Origin of the sequence: Couchioplanes azureus, from assembly GCF_014648355.1 — a bacterium.
Classification (GTDB): domain Bacteria; phylum Actinomycetota; class Actinomycetes; order Mycobacteriales; family Micromonosporaceae; genus Actinoplanes; species Actinoplanes azureus.
This window is the reverse complement of record NZ_BMQY01000016.1, coordinates 1-21954: the sequence shown is the minus strand read 5'-3', so window position 1 is coordinate 21954 and position 21954 is coordinate 1. Positions and strand designations below refer to the sequence as shown.

At 69.2% G+C, this 21954-nt stretch carries 16 protein-coding genes; 7 read left to right on the top strand and 9 right to left on the bottom strand.

Annotated elements, in window-relative coordinates:
• Positions 1–32: 32 nt before the first annotated feature.
• Entirely contained in the window at positions 33–800 is a 768-nt protein-coding gene (locus tag IEY99_RS32315; protein ID WP_229799463.1) for an SDR family NAD(P)-dependent oxidoreductase, read from the bottom strand.
• Between the two features lie 136 nt (positions 801–936).
• Positions 937–3300, bottom strand: a complete 2364-nt coding sequence (locus IEY99_RS32310; protein ID WP_373293477.1) for an ATP-binding cassette domain-containing protein — start codon at positions 3298–3300, stop codon at positions 937–939.
• A gap of 1447 nt (positions 3301–4747) precedes the next feature.
• Here IEY99_RS32310 and IEY99_RS32305 point away from each other — a divergent pair.
• A complete protein-coding gene (locus IEY99_RS32305) occupies positions 4748–5803 on the top strand; it encodes a replication protein RepA (RefSeq protein ID WP_189207912.1) in 1056 nt (351 codons plus the stop codon).
• Between the two features lie 122 nt (positions 5804–5925).
• On the opposite strand, the gene IEY99_RS32300 is transcribed toward IEY99_RS32305, so the two are convergent.
• Positions 5926–6309 (bottom strand): hypothetical protein, encoded by a 384-nt coding sequence (locus IEY99_RS32300; protein ID WP_189207911.1) that lies wholly within the window; start codon positions 6307–6309, stop codon positions 5926–5928.
• Positions 6306–6587, bottom strand: a complete 282-nt coding sequence (locus tag IEY99_RS32295; protein ID WP_189207910.1) for a hypothetical protein — start codon at positions 6585–6587, stop codon at positions 6306–6308. Before IEY99_RS32295 ends, IEY99_RS32300 begins: the two co-directional genes overlap by 4 nt.
• 1126 nt (positions 6588–7713) lie before the next feature.
• Between IEY99_RS32295 and IEY99_RS32290 the strand changes: the two genes are divergently transcribed.
• Positions 7714–8748: a replication protein RepA gene (locus IEY99_RS32290; RefSeq protein ID WP_189207909.1), complete on the top strand. Its 1035-nt coding sequence runs from the start codon at positions 7714–7716 to the stop codon at positions 8746–8748.
• Between the two features lie 154 nt (positions 8749–8902).
• Here the strand turns inward: IEY99_RS32290 and IEY99_RS32285 are convergent, their stop codons facing one another.
• A complete protein-coding gene (locus IEY99_RS32285; RefSeq protein ID WP_189207908.1) occupies positions 8903–9979 on the bottom strand; it encodes a coiled-coil domain-containing protein in 1077 nt (358 codons plus the stop codon).
• A 311-nt stretch (positions 9980–10290) separates the two neighbouring features.
• Between IEY99_RS32285 and IEY99_RS32280 the strand changes: the two genes are divergently transcribed.
• Positions 10291–11475 (top strand): tyrosine-type recombinase/integrase, encoded by a 1185-nt coding sequence (locus IEY99_RS32280; RefSeq protein WP_229799462.1) that lies wholly within the window; start codon positions 10291–10293, stop codon positions 11473–11475.
• 48 nt (positions 11476–11523) lie between these two features.
• On the opposite strand, the gene IEY99_RS32275 is transcribed toward IEY99_RS32280, so the two are convergent.
• Entirely contained in the window at positions 11524–12543 is a 1020-nt protein-coding gene (locus IEY99_RS32275; protein ID WP_189207907.1) for a ParB/RepB/Spo0J family partition protein, read from the bottom strand.
• A complete protein-coding gene (locus IEY99_RS32270) occupies positions 12527–13387 on the bottom strand; it encodes a ParA family protein (RefSeq protein ID WP_189207906.1) in 861 nt (286 codons plus the stop codon). The genes IEY99_RS32275 and IEY99_RS32270 overlap by 17 nt, the downstream gene beginning before the upstream one ends.
• Positions 13388–13833: 446 nt before the next feature.
• Between IEY99_RS32270 and IEY99_RS32265 the strand changes: the two genes are divergently transcribed.
• The 3 genes from IEY99_RS32265 to IEY99_RS32255 all read left to right on the top strand — a co-directional run bounded on the left by IEY99_RS32265 (position 13834) and on the right by IEY99_RS32255 (position 16363).
• Complete coding sequence (locus tag IEY99_RS32265) at positions 13834–14544, top strand: hypothetical protein (protein WP_189207905.1); 711 nt, start codon at positions 13834–13836, stop codon at positions 14542–14544.
• A gap of 218 nt (positions 14545–14762) precedes the next feature.
• Positions 14763–15008, top strand: coding sequence for a hypothetical protein (locus IEY99_RS32260; RefSeq protein WP_189207904.1), 246 nt, complete (start codon positions 14763–14765; stop codon positions 15006–15008).
• On the top strand, positions 15005–16363 hold the full coding sequence (locus IEY99_RS32255) for a hypothetical protein (protein ID WP_189207903.1): 1359 nt from the start codon (positions 15005–15007) through the stop codon (positions 16361–16363). The genes IEY99_RS32260 and IEY99_RS32255 overlap by 4 nt, the downstream gene beginning before the upstream one ends.
• A 718-nt stretch (positions 16364–17081) precedes the next feature.
• Here the strand turns inward: IEY99_RS32255 and IEY99_RS32250 are convergent.
• Both IEY99_RS32250 and IEY99_RS32245 read right to left on the bottom strand, forming a co-directional pair.
• On the bottom strand, positions 17082–17732 hold the full coding sequence (locus tag IEY99_RS32250; protein WP_189207902.1) for an HNH endonuclease family protein: 651 nt from the start codon (positions 17730–17732) through the stop codon (positions 17082–17084).
• A gap of 37 nt (positions 17733–17769) precedes the next feature.
• Complete coding sequence (locus tag IEY99_RS32245; RefSeq protein WP_229799461.1) at positions 17770–18642, bottom strand: NAD(P)H-binding protein; 873 nt, start codon at positions 18640–18642, stop codon at positions 17770–17772.
• Between the two features lie 367 nt (positions 18643–19009).
• On the opposite strand from IEY99_RS32245, the gene IEY99_RS32240 reads away from it, so the two are divergent.
• The coding region (locus tag IEY99_RS32240; protein ID WP_189207901.1) for a type I polyketide synthase at positions 19010–21954 on the top strand (2945 nt) is incomplete at its 3' end.

The window sequence follows — 21954 nt, the reverse complement described above, 5'->3', positions numbered from 1 at the left end:
GTGACCGGCGGCGTTCTTACCCGTACCGGTTCTCAGGTGACGGAGAGTCCGCCGTCGACGGCGAGCACCGCCCCGTTCAGGTACCCGCCCGGCGCCGCGGTGGCCTGCACGATCCACCAGGCGACGTCTTCCGGGGTGCCGATGCGGCCGCTCGGGATCCGGGGCTGCATCGATTCCAGGAACGCGTCGTAGTGCTCCTGCGGCATGCCGGCCCGTACTGCGACGCCGGTGTTGACCAGCCCGGGCGAGATGCCGACCACCCGGATGCCGCGGCCGCCGAGCTCCACCGCCCAGCTCCGGGTGAGCGCGTCGAGGCCGACCTTCGTGGCGGCGTAGATCGAGCTGCCCGGCATGGCCCGCAGTCCGAGGCAGCCGGCCGAGCTGACGTTCACCACGGTGCCCGCGTTCTTCTCGAGCGCCGGCAGCGCCCGCTGGGTGAGGAAGACGGGCGCCAGGAGGTTGACCTCGACCTGCTGACGTGCGTCCTGCGCGGTGAGGTCTTCCAGGGTGTCGAAACCGGCCAGTGCGGCGTTGTTGACCACCACGTCCAGGCGCCCGAGCACGTCGACGGCGGTCTGGACCACGAGGTCGGCGGCTCCGGCGTCGGTGAGGTCGACCGCCATCACGTGGATGTCGTCGTGCGCCGCTGCGGTCTCCGCCAGCGACGACTCCGAACGGCCCACGACGAGCACCCGGTCTCCTCGGGCGGCGAATTCCCGGGCGGTTGCTCGGCCTATGCCGGTGCCGCCGCCGGTGACGATCACGCCCCGCGGCGTGCTGTTGCGGTTCACAGTCTGCATGGGGTGACGGTAGGGCCGCCCGCTCAATCATCGGTTGTGCGCAGCCAGCAGCACTGCCTCGCTCATCCGAGGGCCATAAAGCGACGGTGGGCGGACGCGTCGCGCGTCCGCCCACCGTCGTGGTGCCGCAGCGGCCCTACCGGGCGGCGGCCAGCTCGCGCCGGGAGTGCTCGTGCTCGGCCAGGTAGCGGCTCGTGACGGAGCTTTCGTGGCTCAGCAGCTCCGCCGGTGTTCCCTCGAACACGACCGTTCCGCCGTCGTGGCCGGCACCGGGGCCCATGTCGATGATCCAGTCTGCCCGGCTGATCACATCCAGGTTGTGCTCGATGGTGATCACCGTGCTGCCGCCGTCGACCAGCCGGTCCAGCAGCCGGATGAGGTTGTCCACGTCATTCATGTGCAGGCCTGTGGTCGGCTCGTCCAGGACGTAGATCTGCGACGTCTTGCCGAGCTCGGTGGCCAGCTTCAGTCGCTGACGCTCGCCACCGGACAGGGTGTCGAGTGGCTGCCCCAGGGTGATGTACCCGAGGCCGACCTCGTCCATCGCGGTGAGCCGCTCGACCAGCGCCCGCTCGCGGAAGAAGTCCTTCGCCTCGACGACCGGCATGGCGAGAACCTCGCTGATGTTGCGCCCGTCGACGGTGTACCGGAGCACCTCCTCCTTGAACCTTTTGCCGTCGCAGGCCTCACAGACGCTGACCATGCTGTCCATGAAGGCCAGGTCGGTGTAGATGACGCCGAGGCCCTGGCACTTGGGGCAGGCGCCCTGTGAGTTCGCGCTGAACAGGGCCGCGCTGACCTTGTTGCCGGTCGCGAAGACCTTGCGGATGAGGTCCAGCATGCCGGTGTAGGTCGCCGGATTCGACCGCTTCGACCCGCGCGGCAGGTTCTGGTCGATGAAGATCGCTTCCGGGTGGTGCTTGGGCAGGCATCCCTGGATAAGAGCGCTCTTGCCGGAGCCGGCCACACCGGTGACCACCGTCATGACCCCGGTCGGGATCCGGACGCTGACGTCCTTGAGGTTGTGCAGCTTGGCGTGAGAGATCTTCAGGGTGCCGGTCGGCTGCCGCACGTCGCGCTTCAGTTCCTGGTGCCGGTACATGTGCCTGCCGGTCAGCGTGTCCGAGGACAGCAGTCCCTCGAGGTCGCCCTGGTACACCACCTCGCCGCCGTGCCGGCCGGCGCCGGGGCCCATGTCGACCACGTGGTCCGCGATCTCGATGACCTTGGGCTTGTGCTCGACGACGAGCACGGTGTTGCCCTTGTCGCGCAGCTGCAGGAGCAGGTCGTTGAGCCGGTGTACGTCGTGTGGGTGCAGGCCGACGCTCGGTTCGTCGAAGACATAGGTGATGTCGGTGAGGCTGCTGCCCAGGTGACGGACCATCTTGACCCGTTGGGACTCGCCTCCGGACAGGGTGGAGCTCTCCCGGTTGAGGCTCAGGTAGCCGAGCCCGATGTGCGCGAGGCTCTCCAGCCGCGATGCCAGGGAGGCCACCATCGGGGCCACCGTGGGTTCGGAGATGGAGCGGACGAAGGCGGCCAGCTCGCTGACCTCCATCGCGGCGCAGTCGGCGATCGACCGCCCGTCGATCTTGCAGCTCAGCGACGCCTGGCTCAGCCGGGTACCGCCGCACAGCGGGCAGTCCTCGGTCGTCACCACGCGCTGGACGGCAGCACGCAGGTGCGGGGCCATCTGTTCGGCGTCCTTGGCCAGGTACAGGCGCTTGAACTTGGGGATCAGGCCTTCGTACTTCGAGTTGAGCGTGCCGCCGGCCGCCTTGAGCTTGATCTTGGCGTCCGTGCCGTTGATCAGCCGGTCCCACTCGGTCTCGTCATAGTCGCGCAGCTTCTTGTCGTTGTCGAAGAAGCCGGACTGGGCGAACAGGTTCCAGAACCACGAGTCGACGGCGAACGTGGGGAACTTGATGGCGCCTTCGTTCAGCGACTTGTCGCGATCCACCAGCTCGTCCATGTCGATCGCGGACCGCCGGCCAAGCCCCTCGCACTCGCTGCACATGCCCTCCGGATCGTTGAAGGAGAACAGGTGTGCAGGGCCGATGTGGGGCTGACCCACCCGCGCGAAGAGCAGACGAAGCATCGCGTACGTGTCGGTGACGGTGCCCACCGTGGAGCGCGAGTTGCCCCCGAGTCGCTTCTGATCCACGATGATCGCCGCCGACAGGTTGCGCAGTGAGTCGGCGTCCGGCTGGCCGTAGTGCGGCATCAAGCCCTGCAGGAACGCGGTGTAGGTCTCGTTGACCAGCCGCTGCGACTCCGCTGCGATCGTCCCGAACACCAGGGACGACTTACCGGATCCGGAGACGCCGGTGAAGACAGTGATCTTCTTCTTCGGAATGTCGAGGGAGACGTCCTTGAGGTTGTTCTGCCGTGCGCCGCGGATTTCGATGTTCCCGTGAATGGTCGTGCTCCTTCTGCCTCGAGGGTGCCGTCCGCTGTGTGCCTGGTCGGACCGGCCGTCGCGGCCGGACTCGTGGACCACCGTGCGACCTTCCCTCCGCCGTCGGACCGAACAGTGCCACGCAAGGCCTGCCTACCGTGCGGTGTACCGTACACCGTACGCTGGCCGCGTCGCAAGGTTGAACGGCGCTCGCGGCAGGCTTATTCCCGTAGCGGGGATTTTTTTTCGGGAAGGCGGAGAGGGGGTCGGCTCGGCACCGGAGGAGGATCCCCCTGCGTGGTCACAGCATCGCCCCGGCCAGGCCCTGATTCTGTCGTCCGCCGCGACCGGACACGACCGCAGCGACGTTGCCAGGCCCGCCGGGCCGCCGACCAGAATCGCGTCGATGCGCCCACTGACGTCGGCGGCAATGCTCCGGAAGTCCACACCAGAGCGGACGTGCAGCGCTGCGTCACTGGTGTCCGTGTGCTTCACCATGTCGTCAGCCTTCCGCGTCTGCCTCGCCCGCGCGCAGGCCGCGGTCTGCACGGCGCAGGAACGAGAACCAGGGGCGGCGCCGGCCTGGCTGGCACGTCGATGTGCCGACTGTAGTTACTACGTGATGTCGCTCCAACCCTTGAACACCCCTATCTTGTGCCGGCGTCGGCATGCCGGGCCGGCGGCCGGGGTGCTGCGGCTGACAACCCCTCGAGGACCAGGCTCCCGCCGGGATGACGCGTCGCCCGGCGGCGCCTTTCCGGCCGGGCGCCCGAGGACCACGCCCGGTGCCGCGTGCCGCTCTACCGGCGCGCTGTCCACAGGGCGGTCGGACGACTACAGGATTTTCTAACAAGGAAGAACTACATGCACCGCCCAAAAACCGCTGTTGACCTGCGATTATGCGGGACTCCCGTAGACCATTAATGCGTACCCGTAGACCATTAATGCGTGCCCACCAGGGGCAAGTTGCGGTCGGCGGTAGACCAAAAATGTGTGGACAGCGTCCCGGAGAGCCCCGCTCCTGTGGGTAGGCCTTCCCGGTAGACCAAAAATGTGTGGACAGTCGACCCCGGACGACGCCCGACCCCCTAAAAGTCCACCCCCTATGCGCGCTGTCGCCCGGCGGACGCGGCGAGTGACTTCCACAGTGAGCCATGGTGCGATCGCGGACTGTGATCTTGCCGGGTGGCGCGAGCGGTCTCAGGCGCTCGGGAGGGGTAAACCATTAATGCGTACTGCGCGGCGGTCGTCCCGAACGGTCGGCAGCTGTGGACGAAGACCTTCAAGACGGCGGCCGTGGGGCGATTCGATCGATAGATATCAATGGACATCGCCTGCCTGTGGGCACTCTCACCTGAGGCAACGTCCTTGCTGCGCGCGCCTCGGTGGCCGGTATACCAAAAATGCGTACGCCGCCCCCACGCCGCGAAGCCTGTGGACGACCGTCCACTGCGGTGGGTCCCGACTCATGGCCGGCGCCGGGTCGGGCCGGGACTCGCCCTGAGCCACCGCGCTCTCAGCAGCGCATTCGAGCCCGGATAGACCAAAAATGCGTGCCCGGCTCGGCGCCCGGCGAACCCCGTTTCCAGTGCCGATCTTGTGTGGCACGCTGCGACGCATGTCACGACCGAGGCGTACAGAGGCGGACCTTCGCAGGTCCGCCATCGATCTGCTGAGCGCGGAGAGATCGGAGCGGGACGTCCACTACCTCGCCAGGGTCTTCGCACAGATCGGCCTGCCGTACAAGGATCCCGACAAGCCATCCAACGTCGCCGGCGAGAACCCTCGCGAGCCGCTCAAAGGATGGGGCCGAAGCAACGGCAACCTCACGTTGCTCATCCAGCCGGGCGTCTACATCGACCCCTCCGGGGTCAGCGTCTCGCGAGGGTTCCCGTTCGGCAGCACGCCCCGGCTTCTGCTGGCCTGGATGTCGACCGAGGTGGTCCGGACGAGAGGGCCTGAGCTGATTCTCGGTGACTCGCTCAGCGCGTTCATGCGGAATCTGGGTCTGCGGCCCACGGGTGGCAAGACCGGGACCATCGCCCGGCTGCGCGATCAGATGGAACGGCTCTTCAACGCCACCTTCGTCGTGAACTGGAACGGTACGGGCGTCAGCGGGGCAGTGCGTGTGCCTGTGTCGTCGCAGTACCAGTTGTTCTGGACCGACGAAGGCGCGTCGCGGCGGGAGTCGGTGTTCCCGTCGAAGGTCATCTTGTCGGACACGTTCTTCCAGGAGATCGCCGACCACGCCGTGCCCCTCGATGTGCACGCGCTGAAGGAGCTGCGCGGCTCACCTCTGCGACTCGACATGTACGCCTGGCTCACCTACCGCATGTTCGGCCTCGGTCGCCCGACGACCATTCCGTGGGAGAGCATTCAAGGCCAGTTCGGCAGCGGGTACGCGTCTTCGCCGCAGGGCAGGTCGAAGTTCAAGAAGGACTTCGAGAAGCACCTCGCGCGCGTCTTGCTGGTCTATCCGGACGCCGACGTGACCCTGACACCCGCCGGTGTCGTGTTGCGTCCGAGTCCCACGTCCGTCCCCACCCGGCTGGCTCGCACCATCGGGGCCTTGGACGACCTGCGAACGGGCTCACGGGGATGGTAGATCGGCTTCGCGTCACGGCGCGCGCGCCTTCGGGCCCGGCCGACGGGCGCTGCCGAACTCGCTGACGCGCGCGCGGCGAGCCCGGACCGTCGCCGGACGATGAAGTTCTTCGGTGTCGCCGATCAGGCGGCGCGGTGCTGCCCCTGAGGCGGCAGGGTCGACAGCGCCCGGACCGCGTCGGCCAGGGAGATCGGCCGGTCCGGCACGGCGAGCATCTGTTCCACCCACTGCCGGATCAGGGTGCTGGCCGTGGTGCCGTGTTCCTCGGCGTAGGCACGCAGCCGCTGATGCACCGGGTACGGCAGCCGTACCGAGGTAGGCACGGTGGTGGCGTCCAAGTCCGCATCCGCCGGCAGCGATGCCAGGACTCCCTCGGCCTCCTGCGGCGTGAAGTCCTCGCCGAAGGTCAGCGTCCCCGTGTCCAGCGCATCGCGGACCTGCGCGGCGGCCACCGTGGCCTGCGCTTCGCGCAGCGCCTGCGCAGCCTCGTCGTCGTGTTCGCTCACCGTGTCGCCTCCCATCGCCGTAGCTCGGTCTCTTCGTCGGCGGTCAGTTCCCGCCCGCCGGTGATGTAGGCGTCCAGCGACCCCTGCCCGGGCCACAGGACCACCAGCAGTGCCCGGCCCGTGCGGGTCCGGCCCCAGATGGTGAGCACCGCGCCAGCCGGAGTGCGCCCCTGCCGGGGCCACCGCTTGCCGTACTGGAGCACCTGCTGCACCTCGTACGCCTCGATCCCCCGCTGGGCCAGCCAGTCCAGGACCCCACTGGCCCACTGAAACGCCACACTGCCAGTGTAGTGCGCTCGCACTACAGACCCCAGTGGTCCGTCCGGATGGGTTGTGAAAGCTCTTAGGTGGCCAGGCGTACAGGGTCTATGCGTCCTAGGATGGCTTAGGGAGTGTGCTTCAGGTCGACCCTCTGTCCCCTATGCCACGCTGCCCTCCGCCGGTGCCACCTCCACAGCGCCGACCGGTCGTGGCCGTTCTGATCCACCTACTGCCACCCATGACCGGGACAGGACTCGCAGCCAGCAGACACAGATCTCTGCCGTTTCCGCAGCTCACGTCCGCCTGTGGGTGCGCCGCTCGCAAGCCTCGCGCGGCCGAGCACCACGCCCCTCGCAAGCTCCGTACTCGGCCACGGGCGCCGCGCGGGACTGGAGCGGCCGGCCTCCGCAGCATCGTTTGCGCAGCTCACTGCTGGCATAGTTGCCCGTCAAGTGGTCCGCTGCAAGGGTGGGAACTCTGCCGGATTCGCCGTACTTGTCCCGCTGGAGGAGGTACAGGCCCCGCCCGTAGGAAGATGCGAGAGGCCCCCGAGGCGGCTGGCATTATGGCCCGTCCACTTTTCGCCGCCGGCTGCCGTGCGACAACGACAGACCTGTGGATGACGGAGCGGTTGTGCTGGCATTGTGGCCCGTCACGTGAGCGAAACTCGCGTCGGCTGGCATTATGGCCCGTACGCCGAACCGGACAAGTCGGCAGAATCTACGCGCCGTATACGGGTGCTGGTCGGCTGTGCTGGCATTGTGGCCCGTCCCTGTCCACAGGATCGCCCGGTTGTGCTGGCATTGTGGCCCGTCAAGCCCGGCACCGCCCGTCCGCGAGCCCGCTCCCCCGCCTCTCACCCCTGTGGATAACGCCGCTCCGGCTGGCATTATGGCCCGTCAAAAACGGGGCTTGGCTGGCATTAACGCCCGTACCGCCTGGCATTATGGCCCGTCAGGCTGCCACGTTTAGCCAGCTCAGGGCCCTGTTTCCGGAGGCCCTTGTAGTTGTTTCTCATAGTCTTGCTTGTAGTTCTTCGCCCGCGCGCGGGCGCCGCGCATGCCACTGCCGTCCCTGATCGGCGCGACACGCGCATCCCGAGCAAATTTGATCGACCGTCGCCGCTACGGCAGCCTGTGCGTCATGGCCCGGCCGACCTTCACGCAGATGGAGCTGCTCGAGCAGATCGCCGAGATGGATGCTCGGACGGATCCGCCGATCGGCTTTCCGCCGCTGGTGACCGCCATGTGCCTGCTGCCCGGCGTCAAGCCGACCATCCCCAAGTCCCAGCCCGTCGAAGAGCACCGAGTGCTCAGCCGCACTCACAACGGGTGGACCGCCACCTGGACCGCCGGCATCAATCCGAAGGACGGCAGCAACGTCGGCCTACCGTACGGACCGAAAGGCCGGCTGTTGCTGGCGTTCCTCGGCGGCTACGCGGTCCGGCACAAGACCCCGATGATCGAGCTCGGCCCGAGTCAGAGCGGGTTCATGAAGGAGCTCGGCTTGGCCGCCTCCGGCGGCCGCACCGGCTCCAAGACTCTCGTCGGTGAGCAGGTTCGGCGCCTGGTGCGCGCCCAGCTCGTCGTCGAGCGCGACTTCGAAGACGACCCGCGGTATCTCACCGACGAGGGCGGCGGCATGCGCATCGCCCGCTCGTGGAAGGTGTGGTGGGACCGCAGCGGGGACAACCCGACCCACCCGGTCGAGGGCTCGTACATCGAGCTGTCCAAGGACTTCTACGACGAGATCATCGCCTACTCGTTCCCGCTGAATCTCGATGCGCTGCGGATCTTCGGTGACAGCGCGCTGGCCATGGACCTGTACGCCTGGCTCACCTACCGACTGCGTCAGCTCACCAAGCCGGTCACGGTCACCTGGGAGCAGCTCACCGCACAGTTCGGCAAGAACGGGCTGCCCGATGTCGGTGCCCCGAACCGCGCCCGCAGCCGGGCCGTGGCGGAGAACAAACGGAACATCTTGGCCCAGCTTCCGACCGTACTGGCCGTCTATCACCAGGCGAAGGTCGAGGAGACGAGATTCGGTCTGGAGCTGCGGCCGAGCCCGCCGCATGTGCCCCAGCGCGGGATGCACGGGCTGCGGCGTGCTCAGGCAGCCGCCAGCCTGCCCGCACGCCGGACCGCTGCCGCGGCGGCCGACGCGGCATGCTCGGCTTAGGACCGACCACCGGTCACGGGCGCCGTGCTCCCATAGCCCGATCGTCCTCGAGTCGAAGCTCGCCCTCTCTGCCAAGGTCCAGCAGGGTCGGCACTCACGGGCTTCGAGCCGGAGGCGATCTAGTCAGGTCCGTCGACCGGGCGATGGCCGGGCATCATCGGCCGCCGGGTCCGCGGCCGACGCCGGCGGTGAAGCCGCCACCGGCGAGCGCGGCGACCAGGCCGTCGTAGCGGCGTTCGGCGTCCTGCGCGCGTGCGTCGGCGGCTGCGGTCTGCCGCGTCAGCTCCTCCGCCTCACGGCGGGCGACGTCGAGCTCGCCGCGCAGGGCCTCGGCGTCCTGGCGGGCGGCCGTGGCCCGCTGCTCGGCGGCGGCGACCTGTTCCTGCGCCTCGGCCAGGGCGGTGCGGGCCTGCGCGGCGTCCCGGCGCAGCTCGGTGAGGGCGGCAGCATCGCGGGCGGCCTGGGCCTGCAGTACTGCCTTCTCGGTTTCGTGAGCGCGGATCGCGGCTTCGGCGGCTAGGGACCGGGTGCCGGCCTCGCCTACCCGGCGCTCGGCGTCGACGAGCGCGTCACGTAGCTGGGCGAGCTCCCGCTGCTGGGCGTCCAGCTGGGCGCGCAGCCGGTCGGTCTCGGCCTCGGCGGTGGTGCGGCGCTCGATTTCGGCGTCGAGGGCGCGGCGCTGCTCGGCGGCGGCGCCTTCGGCCTGCCCGCGGCGGTGCTCCGCCCCGGTGGCGCGGGCGAGCGCGGCGTCGGTCTCGCGCTGATACCGCTGGGCGTCCTCGACGGCGTGGTCCCGCTCGGCCAGGGCCTCGTCGCGTAGCTCGTAGGCGCGGGTGGTGCGCTGCTCGGCCTCGCGGGCCGCGCGTTCGGCGGCGCGCTGGGCGGCCTCGGCGCGCAGCCGGGCCTCGTCGGATTGCTGCGCCCGGGCGATCGCCGCATCCTCGATGGCCTCCAGCCGGGCGGTGAGCGTCTGGAGTGGACCCAGCGTGGGCTGCAACGCTGCGAGCAGCGCGTCGCGATCGGCGCGGAGGGCGGTGACCAGCTCCCCCAGGCCGGCACGTTCCAGGGCGGCGCGTTCGCGCTTGTCCAGCTCCAGGCAGCTGGCGCCGGGCTCGTCCGGCGACTCCGGGCAGAACCGGTAGGGCCGGCCGCCCTGGGGCTTGGTCGGCAGGGCCCGCCCGCAGCGCTCACATGTGCGCTCAGAGCTGCTGTCCCTGGGTAGCGGACTCATACCGCGACCCTAGCAGTTAGGTAAGAAAGTAAGACAAGCGGTGTTATCAGAAATCTAACTACTAACCTGCGCGGCACAATCACATAGGATAATGACTGTTATCCTATGCTGATGAACGGGATAACCCCTCCCCCGACGGCCGCCGACTGGGAGGCGCTGTGCGGCGCCAGGCCTCTGACGCCTTTTGTGGGCACGCGCTGGCGGGCTGGTGGTGTTGCTCGGCCCGAGCGCCTGAGGTCAACGCCAGCCACCTGAAAGGCGAAGACGACCGACGCGCACGGTCAGCGAGACCACACCACCGAGGATCTGTCATGACCACGCCTACCCCGCAGGTAATAGCCCGCCGAACCGGCGCCACCTTGGACGCCCGGATGGCGCGTGTCGCCGCCCGCGTCGCCGACTACCCCGGTCTACCCGTCGACGACGGCTCCCGGTACAGCGTGCGTCGGCTCACTGCCGCCTGGCTCCTCGAAGCCGAGTCGGTGCACACCGAGAAGGCCCACGACCGCGACCTCGACACCTTCCTGCGCTGGTGCGCCCAAGAACGCCTCGATCCGCTGGCCGCCCGACCCACTGATCTAGGTCAGTACCGGGTCTGGCGCGAACTGGAGGGCGCCGGTGGGCGTACCGCCAAGGCGGCCACCGTGGCCCGGGCCCTCGCCTCGGTGTCCAGCTGGTACACCCACCTGGTCGTCAACACCGGCGGCCGGGTCGCCCGCAATCCGGCCGCCGGCGTGAAACGGCCTAAGGTCGCGCACCACTCCCCCACCGCCGGGCTCACCTCCGACGAGGTTGATGCGCTGCTCGACCAGGCCGATCGCGAAACGGCGAGCCGGGCCGCAAGCGCCGAAGCGCAGCCAACCCCGGCTCGACACGCGCGACACCTCGCCGCCCTGCGTGACCGGGCCCTGCTGCGGCTGCTCGCCGACCTCGGGCTCCGGATCAGCGAGGCCCTGGACCGCGACGTCCACGAGTTGAGCCACAACGCCGAGAAGCGCACGCTGCGCTTCCTCGCCAAGGGCAAGGAAGAGCGGGAGCGACCACTCCCCCCGCACACGCTGGAAGCGATCGACGAGTACCTCGCCATCCGCGCCGCCAACATCGGCGTCGCGGTCGCCGACCTCACCGGGCCACTGTTCGCCACCACCGGCATCGCGGGTACCGCCGGCCGGCTCGCCGAACCCAACGTCTTCATCCGGCTCCGACGCCTCGCCGCGGCCGCGGGGATCGCGTCCGCCGCCCGGCTGTCACCACACTCGCTGCGGCATGCCTTTGCCACCGCCGCCCGCGAGGCCGGCGTCCCGCTTGAAGACGTACAGGACGCCATGGGCCACGCCGACCCGCGCACCACCCGCCGGTACGACCGCGACCGCCACAACCTCGACCGTGACCCATCCCTCGTCCTCGGTGCCAACCGCGCCCTGCGCCGCGTGGCCGCCTCCTCGACGGCATCACCCGAGAGGCGCTCCGGGGAGGACGAAGGTTTACGGCCGTAAAACGCCAGCGACGGGCTGAGCTTTTACGGCCGTAAACAGGGATGCTGGTCAGTCGCGGAGGAGCGCCTCCGCCAGTTCACGTCGCTGTTCCGCGGACAGCTCAGACCGCAGGGTCTCGGCAATCGCTGCCGGAGTCTCCCCCAGCCGCTGGATCGCCGCCCGAACCCGCGACATGCGCGGCCGCGGCGCAGGCGGGGGAGTCGACTCACCTTCCTCGTTCGTCAGGCCGCGGCGCCGCCGCCAGACCTGCAGGTTGGCGAGCTGCTGGTCCCTGCTGAGCTCGTGCCACTTGCCCTTCCTGACCTCGTCCAGGGACAGGCGGGCCTCGCCGGACTCCCGCATCTGCGCCTGCACCTCAGGCTGCAGCAAGAGAACGTTCTTTCTTTGCGAGACCCAGCCGGGAGTGCGGTCCATCAGCTCGGCGACAGCGTTGCCGGTCTTGAGTTCGGTGAGGAGCTGCTTCACGACCAAGGCTTCCTCGACGGGGTCGAGGGTCTCGTCCTCGAGGTTCTCGTCGGCCATCGCGCGGATGAAGGAAACGCGGGACGCCGCCAGGCTGTCCCTCACCCGGACTTCGATCGTCTCCTTGCCTTCCAGGAGCAGTGCCGCCCGGCGCCGGCCGCCACCGACCTGGACCCAGTCGAACGTGGGGGAGACCGCCTCCTCGTCTTCCGGAAAGATGGCGAGGTACGCGGACCGGGTCACGCACGCGGATGGTTGCATCTGACCAAGCTCGCGGAGTGAAGCCCTCAGGCTCGCCAGCCTCTCTGGGCGTGAGGCGATGTCGCGGGTGTTGCGAGGGTTGGGGGCGACCTTCTCGATCAGTGCGGAGAACGAACTGGTTGTTTGCAGGGGCGACGCCGGCTCGGTCGCTGCCGTCTGAGCCGGAACGATCGGGCGCACGCTGGACTTGGCGGAAGCAGCAAGGGGAGTGACCTTCACGGGATCGGGACGCGTGTGCACCGGGGGAGGCACGCTTCGCTGTTGCCGGCGAGCAGCCTCCCTGCGGGCACGCAGACCCGTGGCGACCGGAACGGGCCGGGTTTCCTCGTCATGCTGCTCGGGCATAGCCCACCACCGTCTCTCCCAACTTGTGCAGCTCGCTTACGAGAGGGCTGGCCCGCTTGGGGACCGGGTCGCTGGCGGTCACCGCCATACGCCGCGTTCTGCCCCCCAGCCACTTGTATTCACTGATCTCGGGACCGATGGGGGCCTGCGCGAGTCCAGCGGCCTTCTCGAGCCGCGTGACGTATCGCTCCGGCGGGCTCAGGGGCACCATGTTCGGCACGATCAGCAAGGGATAGGACTTCAGTTCCTCGAGCATGTCCTCCGTCGCGGCCATGTCTCGCTCGCGCAGCACGGCTGGGGTCAGCACGAGATTCGCCGCAGCGACTGCCGCGAACGTGGAGGGCGTGCCGCCGGGGTGGGTATCGATCACCACAGGGCAATTCAGGTCCTGGCTCCACTGGGCGGCCCACCGCTCGATGGTCTTCGTCATATGCTCCGCCGCGGGCTGGTTGTGACCGAACTCCTTGGCGCAGGGGACAAGGTCCGGCCGCCACGGTCCGCCGGCCAGTGGCCGTGGCACACGCCCAGTTTCGAGAGCGTCAAGGAGCGGCCGGTTGACCCGCTGCTCCTCGCGGTAGCCCCATGCCCCGGTCGCGTTGCCCTTGTCCCAGTCCAGGTCCAGCAGGACGGCCCCGAGGAGGTAGGCCATCTCATACGCGAGGAAGGTCTTGCCGACCCCGCCCTTGTACGCCGCCACCACCACGGTGAAGCCGGTCAGGTCGCCGGGGGTCAAGCCATACTGCGCCAACCACGCACCTTTGCCGCGTTCTGGCATCGCGACACTGTGCCGGCCGCCTGGCACCTCATCCGGCAGGTCTGACTCGAGGTATTCATCATTGGTCACGGCCCAGGCTCCATGGATTGAGAAACTTGCGTCACTTCCCTACCACACCGTTAGTTGCCGACGCACCTGACCACGCTTACTGGCGCGATCAGCCATGCCACCTTTACGGCCGTAAAACTGGCCGAAGCCGGCCACGTTGACGGCGGTGGCGCCGGTCGTCGCCCCGACTCCCGCCGGAGGGACGCCAGGGGAGCTCGGATGCTGAGCGGGTAGCGGGACCCGGCGAGCAGGCGGCGCAGATCCTTCGGGTACGGGCCCGACAATCACCAGCCAGACGGTGGAGCGCTCAGGGGAGGGGAGCCGCTGCGACAGGCTCCCAGGGCCGACGCCGCCCCGCATCTCACCAGGTCAGAGCTATGTGGAGCAGACCGCGGAACGAGCCTCAGGACTGGCGTAAAGATTATCTTTACGTCTGGCATGCTGGGGATGTGAGTCGTACCCCTCAGGTGCCGGTCCGGCGTTACAGCATCCAGGACGCCGCGCGGGCGGCGGCCTGCATCCGACAGCTGCGCCAGGAGGCGGGGGACCCGGATCTGGACGCATCTTTCCCCGTGGTGGTGGCCGACGATCTTGATGTCGACGCGGTGGTGGACTACACGGAATCGCATCGCCGGGTGGGCCCCTCCGTGCGAGCGGCCGAGCTGGAATACAGGGCGGTGCTGGTGGAGTATCAGCGCCAACGGGACACTGCCCGGTTCGAGCGGCGGCTCTTCTCGGTGCTGCAGACCGGTTACCAGCTCGGCCTGCATCCGGCGACGTACGGCGAGCCGATGGGGTTGCGAAGTCGTCAGGCCGTCTACGACCGGCGTACGCGGTTGACGCGAAAGCGCGCCACGGCGGGGGAGCGGAGTCTCGGTGACGAAGGACGGGCCCGAGAATGGCTGGACGCGCACGGGTCGCAGTTGCGCGCCCTGGCCGACCTGCTTGTGGACTTCCGCGATGATCTGCTCGAGCTCGTCGACCAGGGACCGGCTCGCGAGGAGCTCATCCGCAACATCGATGCGGCCGGCGTGCACCTGAACTCGCGGCGCCCGACGCAAGAATTGTGCACGGCGGTCGCCCTGGCGGTGCACCTGCTTCGCCCGGCGGTTGCGCGGCCGGTTTCAGATCCTGTGGTACGCGAGCAACTCGCCCAGGGCCTTCGCCTGCTCTGGTAGGTCGAAGCTTGTTGCCCTGCATGTCGTCGACGCGGGCGGTTCACCGGGCGTGGCCCTACGTGCAAGGGCGCCCCTGTCCAACGTGTTGTACGGGTACGCCGTGTCCAACACGTTGCACTTGTCCTACTTGTTGTACGCTGCCGCGATCATGACAGTCATCGAAGGCCGAGGGATCGATGAGCGCACCGGTAGCACACACACAGTCGGTCTTTCCCGCCATGAAGCGCGACACCCTGTATCACGGAGTCGACCTCGTGCGGCGGTTCGCCGCCGCCGTCGAGGAGGAATGGCTGCTGCGCGGTGCTCAGGTCAACAAGCACGAGCTGATCGACGCGCTGCTGTTGCTGGCGGTCAGTAACCGCGAGCAGCTGCCGGCGTACCTGGAGCAGTTGCGCCAGGAACGCCGCGAGGCGGCGCAACAGGCGGCGGCACCGGACACGGTTGAGGAAGGGGATGCCCGGTGAGCTGGGCGGATCTGACGACATTCGCGTACGACCACGCCGTGCCGCTGCTCGCCGGGACCGGCGTGCTGGGCCTGGTGCTGCTGGTAGCCATGATCGTACGGGCCAAGGGGAGTGGGCGCCCGCTGCGGCCGATCGCCCTGTCCGCGTCGATGAACTTGGCATTGATGCTCAACGCCGAGGGCATGTGGTACATCGCCATCGACACCCTGCGACTGCCGGTGCTGTTCGCGGTGCTGGTCTTCGCGGTGTTCGAGATCTGCTTCCTCACCGCGACGAGCCTCGCTGCCGAGCAGTACCGCAACACCACCGTGTACGGGCCCGACGGCAAGGTGGTCAGCCCCGGCCATCCGGGTTCGATGCTTTATGTGGCGGCGTTGATCGCCGTGATGTCGGGTGTGGTCGTGGCCAGCGGCGCGCCCACCACGACCGAGAAGATTCTGCGGCTGGCCATCCCCGTCATGATCTTTTTGATGTGGTGGGCGGCGCTGACCGCCGCCGGCCAGCGCGCACGCCGCAGCCGCTTCGCGTACAGCCCGCGGCGGATCGCGGAACGGCGCGGCTGGTTCATCCCGGACGAGGATCCCGATCTGGCCAGGATGGTCGCTGACCGGCGGCTGACGAAGATGGCGATGCTGGCACACCGGTTGCACAACGGCGAGCTGGACGAGAAGCGCAAGGCGAAGGTGAAGACCGAGTTGGCCAGACTCAGTCTGACCGCTACCGACGACGACCTCGCGGAGGTACAACGCCGGGTCAACCGGGCCGGGCAGGCCGAGCAGCTCACCCAGCCCGGCGTCCTGGCAGTGATGATGCCGGCACCGGCGATGGCCACCGGGGCGGCCGACCGCGCCGCCGTGGCGGCGTCGACGGTTGCGGCGCAGCCGGGGCCCTCACCGGAGCCGGAACCGGCGGTGTCGCGCGGTGGGCGAGCTCGAGCAGCGGGTGACGCCACTCGCGTGGAGAAGCCGAGCGCTTCCGGAAAGCGTGCCGCGGAGCCGACCGTTCCGAGCACGGCGACGTACTACGCGCAATGGCTCACTGTCTGGCTGACGATGGCGGCGGAACCAGAGGCCACCAACCCGGCCCTGGCCGAACGCACCGGCATCGCCCTGCGCACGCTCAGCAAGATCCGCTCAGCCGGGAAAGCCGGGTTGCTCACCGCCACGCGCCTGCAGGAGCTGCGGGCGCGGGAGGGGACGGCCTCGCCGGCCGACGCCGGCACCCGAGCGGTGCGTGACCGCTCCGACGAACCCGTGCCGGCCGCGGTGCCGTCGCAGTTCTCCCGGCCGAGGGATAGCGGACCGGAGCCGGTCGTCGCGGTCGCCGGTGACCGCGAGCCGGCGATGGCACGCTGACCCCTTCGCCATGTCGGCGCTGCGGCCGGTGCATGCTCGGCCGGAGCGGGCGTCGAGCGCCGGGTGGCAACCGGAGACCGTCGGGATGGCAAGCGTCGCGACGGCCGGGTAGCAACCGCGGTCCCGGGGCAGGTGGCAAGTCCGTCATCGCAAGGGGTAGCAACCGCGGTCCCTCGGCAGGTGGCAAGTCCGTCATCGCAAGGGGTAGCAACCCGCGTCCGGCCGAGGTGCAACTGGCCGCACGCAAGGGGTGGCAACCTTGCCTCGCGGGGGGGTAGCAACGATGCCGCTCCACAGGGTGGCAAGTGGCCTCTGAGCGTGCAGCGCGAAGGCGAGAAACAGCAGTTCAACGGCCTAGCAACACCTGCCGGCCGAGGGTACGACGCCACCGGTTGCCAGGGACGCACATCGCCGGCGGCCCGGGCGGCAGCTGTACGTCGACCGGGCCGCCACATGCCAGGGCGCCGGGGGTGAAACTCCCACCGTGCCGGGGTAGCAAGTCGCCGGATCAGGGGTGGCAACCTGGCCCGGCCAGGGGTAGCAAATCGCCGGCCGTGGGGTAGCAACCACGCCATGGCAACCGAGGATCGGCCGGGGTGGCAACCCTCGCCGATCCTCGGCGCTCATGGACGTCGACGCATCCCCGTAGGGTCAGCGGCGGGCACTGCTCACGTCATGCGGGCGTACCGGCGCCGGTCGGGTGGCCCGTAGCGAGCCGCTACGACCCGCAGGTGCTCAGCATGTCTTCCAGCGCGTCCTTCTCCTCGGACTGCAGGGTGAGAGACCAGTAGTACTTCACCGCGATCCACATCTTGGCGTACGTGCACCGATATGAGCTGACGGACGGCTGCCAGGTCGAGGGGTCCTCGTCGCCCTTGGACCGGTTGACGTTGTTGGTGACGGGGATCAGTTGCGGCCGGCTCAGGTCGTTGGCAAAGGCTTGCCGGCGGCTGGCGGTCCAGGAGTCGGCGCCCGAGCGCCACGCCTCGGCGAGCGGAACGACGTGGTCGATGTCGAGATCCGAGGCGTCTGTCCAGGTCTCGCCGTCGTACGGCGAGTACCACGAACCCTCCGTCGCCGCGCAGTTGGTGCCGGTGACGACCGAATCGCCGTCTCGCTTCAGGACAGTCTCGCGGGTGTCACACTTCCCGCTGATGGTGATCCAGTGCCGGAAGGACTGGCGGGAGTATCCGTCCATCGGCCCCTCCTCGGCGACGGTCAGCGCGTCGAGCTGGGCCAGGGCGGTGCTGTCGGAGGGAATTCCGGGCGGTTCCGCGCCAGCTGTGGCAGGCGGCAGGATGACTGTCAGGCCGGTGATCACCGCGATGAGAGCGGTGAGGCGGGCGGTCCAGCGAGGGGTGCGGCTCATGGCCGGCTCCTATCGGTGTAAAGGTTGCACAAACCGGTCAGACGAAGAGGCCCCGGTGGGCCGCGGCCCACTCGCGATAAGTGCGCAGCGGGCGGCCGAGCAGGCGACTTCCGTCCGGCGACACCTGGGACCAGGGCACCTGAGGGCTGTGCAGGGCCCGCACGTTGCGTTCGGCTGTCACCGGGTCGCCGGAGATGGCAGAGAAGACGCCGATGGCTTCCTCGATGCTCGCCACGTCGAAGCCGATGGTGCGGCCGAGCACCTGCTCGAGTACGCGGACCTGGTCGCCCGAGGTGAGAAGTTCCGGGCCGGTCAGCTCGTACGCCTGCCCGGCGTGACCGTCCTCGGTCAGCGCGGCCACGCCGACCGATGCCACGTCCGCCGGATCCACCGGCGCGCCCGGCTGGTTACCGACCAGGCAACGTGCGCGGCCGGTCTCCCGGATGCTCTTCGCCCACCACAGCGAGTTGGAGTGGAAGGGGCCGGGCCGCAGCATGGTCGCGTTCGGCACCGCCTGTGACAGGATCTCTTCGGCGGCTCGGTGCTCGTCTCCGATCCGGTGGCTCACCGGGTGCACCACGCTGGACGAGGAAAGCAGCACCAGCCGCTTGAGCTGCCCGGCCGCTGCGGCGGCCTCGGCGAAGCCGCGGGCCTGAGCCTCCACGTCGCCGACGAGCACCACGAACGCGCTCTCGACCCCCTCCAGGGCGGCGGTCATCGCCGGCACGTCTTCAGGGCTACCCGGCCTGACTTCGACGGACGACGGCAGACCGGCCGACTCAGGACGACGGCTGACCGCGCGGACGTACCAACCCTGCATGAGCAGGCCGTCGACAACTTCCCGGCCCACCTTGCCGGTGGCGCCCGTAACCAGGATCATCATTTCCTCCAGGCCGTGACGAATAGTCACGTGCAATTTCTCATCGATCACTAGAGCATCGGTATAGTTTTGATATCCACCACTTGGCGGGCGCTGCACAACGCTTGCGCACAGGCCTAGGAAAGCGCTTGACAATCGGTCGTACCGGAGTCGCAAAATGGTTGGAAAAGGCGCTCTAGGAAATCTTTGCCCGGGTTAGTGTGCGCGGCGTACACTCCGCTGCGAAAGCCATTCCAGCCTGCCGTCAGGACGGCAGGAGCGCTGTTCCCGAACACTTTGTGGCTTTGCGTAGCCAGTGGCATCGCCACAATTGCTTCAGCTGGAGGTCCGAGTGGTCCACAATCCGCACACGGTGGCCGGTGACATCGACACGGGCGACTTGATTGCCGTCGTGGGAATGTCGTGCCGCTTGCCCGGGGGAGCCGATGCGCGGGAGTTCTGGAGTCTGGTGCGGGCCGGCGGGAGTGCCGTCACATCGCCCCCGCCAGGTCGCTGGGACGACGTGGACGTGCCGATCCGGCGGGGCGGTTTCCTGACCGACGTGGAGGCCTTCGATGCCGATTTCTTCGGTATCTCGCCGCGAGAAGCCCGCGCCATGGACCCCCAGCAGCGGCTCGCCCTGGAGGTGGCGTGGGAGGCCGTGGAGGACAGTGGCTGGACCCTTGACATGTTGCGCCGTGACTCTGTCGGGGTCTTCCTGGGAGCGATCCACGACGACTACGCCAAGCTGACCCACGGAGCTGGCGGGGCCGCGCTGACCCGCCACAGTCTGACCGGTACCAGCCGTGGCCTGATCGCCAACCGGCTCTCGTACCACCTCGACCTGCGCGGTCCGAGTCTCACCGTGGACTCGGCCCAGTCGTCCTCGCTCGTCGCAGTGCACCTGGCGTGCCAGAGCCTCCGGCGCGGGGAGACGGCCGTCGCCCTGGCCGGTGGGGTCAACCTCAATCTCTCCGGCGGCACCTCCGTCGGGACCGCTCGCTTCGGTGCCCTGTCGCCCGACGGCGAGTGCTACACCTTCGACGCCCGGGCCAACGGGTACGTCCGGGGGGAGGGCGCCGCCGTTGTCGTGCTGAAGACGCTGGCCCGCGCCACCGTCGACGGCGACCGGGTGTACTGCGTCATCCGCGGCAGCGCGGTCAACAACGACGGCGCGTCCGACGCGCTCACCGCACCGGCCGTGGAAGGCCAGCGCGAGGTGCTGACGCTGGCCTACCGGAACGCCAAGATCGACCCTGGCGCGGTGCAGTACGTCGAACTGCACGGCACCGGGACCCGGCGCGGCGACCCGGTGGAGGCGGCCGCGCTGGGAGCCGTTCTGGGAACTGCGACGACCCGGGAGCGCCCGCTCGCGGTGGGCTCGGTGAAGACGAACATCGGGCACCTCGAGGGCGCTGCGGGCATCGCCGGCCTGGTCAAGGCCGTGCTGTGCGTGTGGCACCGGGAGCTGCCGGCCAGCCGCAACTTCACCGCGCCGCCGGCCCGCATACCCCTGGACGACCTCGGGCTGCAGGTGCACACCCGCCTGAGTGCCTGGCCGGATCCCGGCCGTCCACTGGTGGCCGGAGTCAGCGCCTTCGGGATGGGCGGAACCAACTGCCACGTCGTGCTCGGCGAGGATCCGCGACCGGCGGAACCGGGCGGCGACGAACCGCGTCCATCCCTCGGCCCGGCGCCGTTCGTCTTGTCCGCCCGCAGCCCGCAGGCCCTGCGTGACCAGGCCCGCCGGATGGCCGTGCACGTGCGGGACCGTGCCGATGCCCCGGCAGACATCGCCTTCTCGCTGGCGACCGCCCGTACGGCCCACACCCACCGGGCCGCGATCGTCGCCGCGGACCTGGACGAGCTGGCCGGACGGCTGGACGACCTGGCTGCCGGCGCCGACAACGACGCAGTGGTGACCGGTGAGGTGGCCGCGGGACCGGTGGCCTTCCTGTTCCCGGGCCAGGGTGCTCAGCGAGTGGGGATGGGCCAGCGGTTACGCGAGGTCTGCCCGGCGTTCGCCGGCCCCTACGACGAGGTCGCCGCGCACCTGGACCTGCCGGAGCTGGACAGCGCCGACCTTCTCGACCAGACCCGCTGGACACAGCCGGCGCTGTTCGCCGTGGAGGTGGCGCTGTTCCGGATGTTCGAGACCTGGGGGATGCGCCCGGACTACCTCATCGGGCACTCGGTGGGCGAGCTGGCGGCGGCGCACGTGTCCGGCGTGCTCTCGCTGGCCGACGCTGCCACGCTGGTGACCGCCCGGGCCCGGTTGATGCAGGCGCTTCCCACCGGGGGCGCCATGCTGGCGGTCCAGGGGACCGAGGAGGAAGTTCGCCCGCTGCTGACCGAGCACGTCGGTGTGGCGGCGATCAACGGTCCCCGGAACCTGGTGATCTCCGGTGCGGAACAGGAGGTCCTCGCGGTCGCCGCACGCCTCGGCCGGTCACGCCGGCTGCGGGTGAGCCACGCCTTCCACTCGCCGCTGGTGGAGCCGATGCTCGATGCGTTCCGCGAGGTCGCGACGGGGCTGACTTATCGAGAGCCGCGGATCCCCGTAGTGAGCAACGTGTCGGGTCGTCTCGCCACCGCGGCCGAGCTGGGATCGCCAGAGCACTGGGTCGACCATGTCCGCGGCACCGTGCGGTTCCACGACGGTATCCAGTGGCTGGTAGCACAGGGGGTGACCGGGTTTGTGGAACTCGGGCCGGACGCCACCCTGACGACGATGGCCCGGGGGGCGCTCGGTGGCCGGCTGTGCGTGGCGGCGATGCGTCGCGACCGCGATGAGGTGCGCACCGTCGCCCAGGCGGTAGGCCGGCTGTACGTCCAGGGAGTGGACCTCGATGTCGCTGCCGTGTCCGATCACCGGAGCCGCCGGGTGGACCTGCCGACGTACGCCTTCCAACGGCAGCGCTACTGGCTGGAGGGCGAGCCCACCGCGGGTGCCGTGAGCGAGGGGCCGGTGGAGTCGGTGCCCGCCATCGCGGCGGACGACGACGAGGCCGAGGCCGAGGCTGTGCGGCCCGGTGGGGCGGTGGAGGACCTGCTCATCAAGGTACGAGACGTGACAGCGGCAGTGCTGGGTCATCCTGGGCTCGACGCAGTGCCGCCTCGGACGTCGTTCCGGGACCTGGGCGTCGACTCGTTGTCCGGCGTGGAGCTGTGTGAGCGCCTCGGCGAGCGGATCGGGCTGTCGGTGCCGGCTACGTCTCTCTACGACCATCCGACGCCGGTGTTGTTGGCGGGTCATCTGGGGGAGTTGCTGGCGGGCGGGGCGGTCGTGGAGCCGGTGCCGGTGCCGGTGCCGGTGCCGGTGCGGGTTGGGCAGCGCACCGGGGATCCGGTGGAGCCGATCGC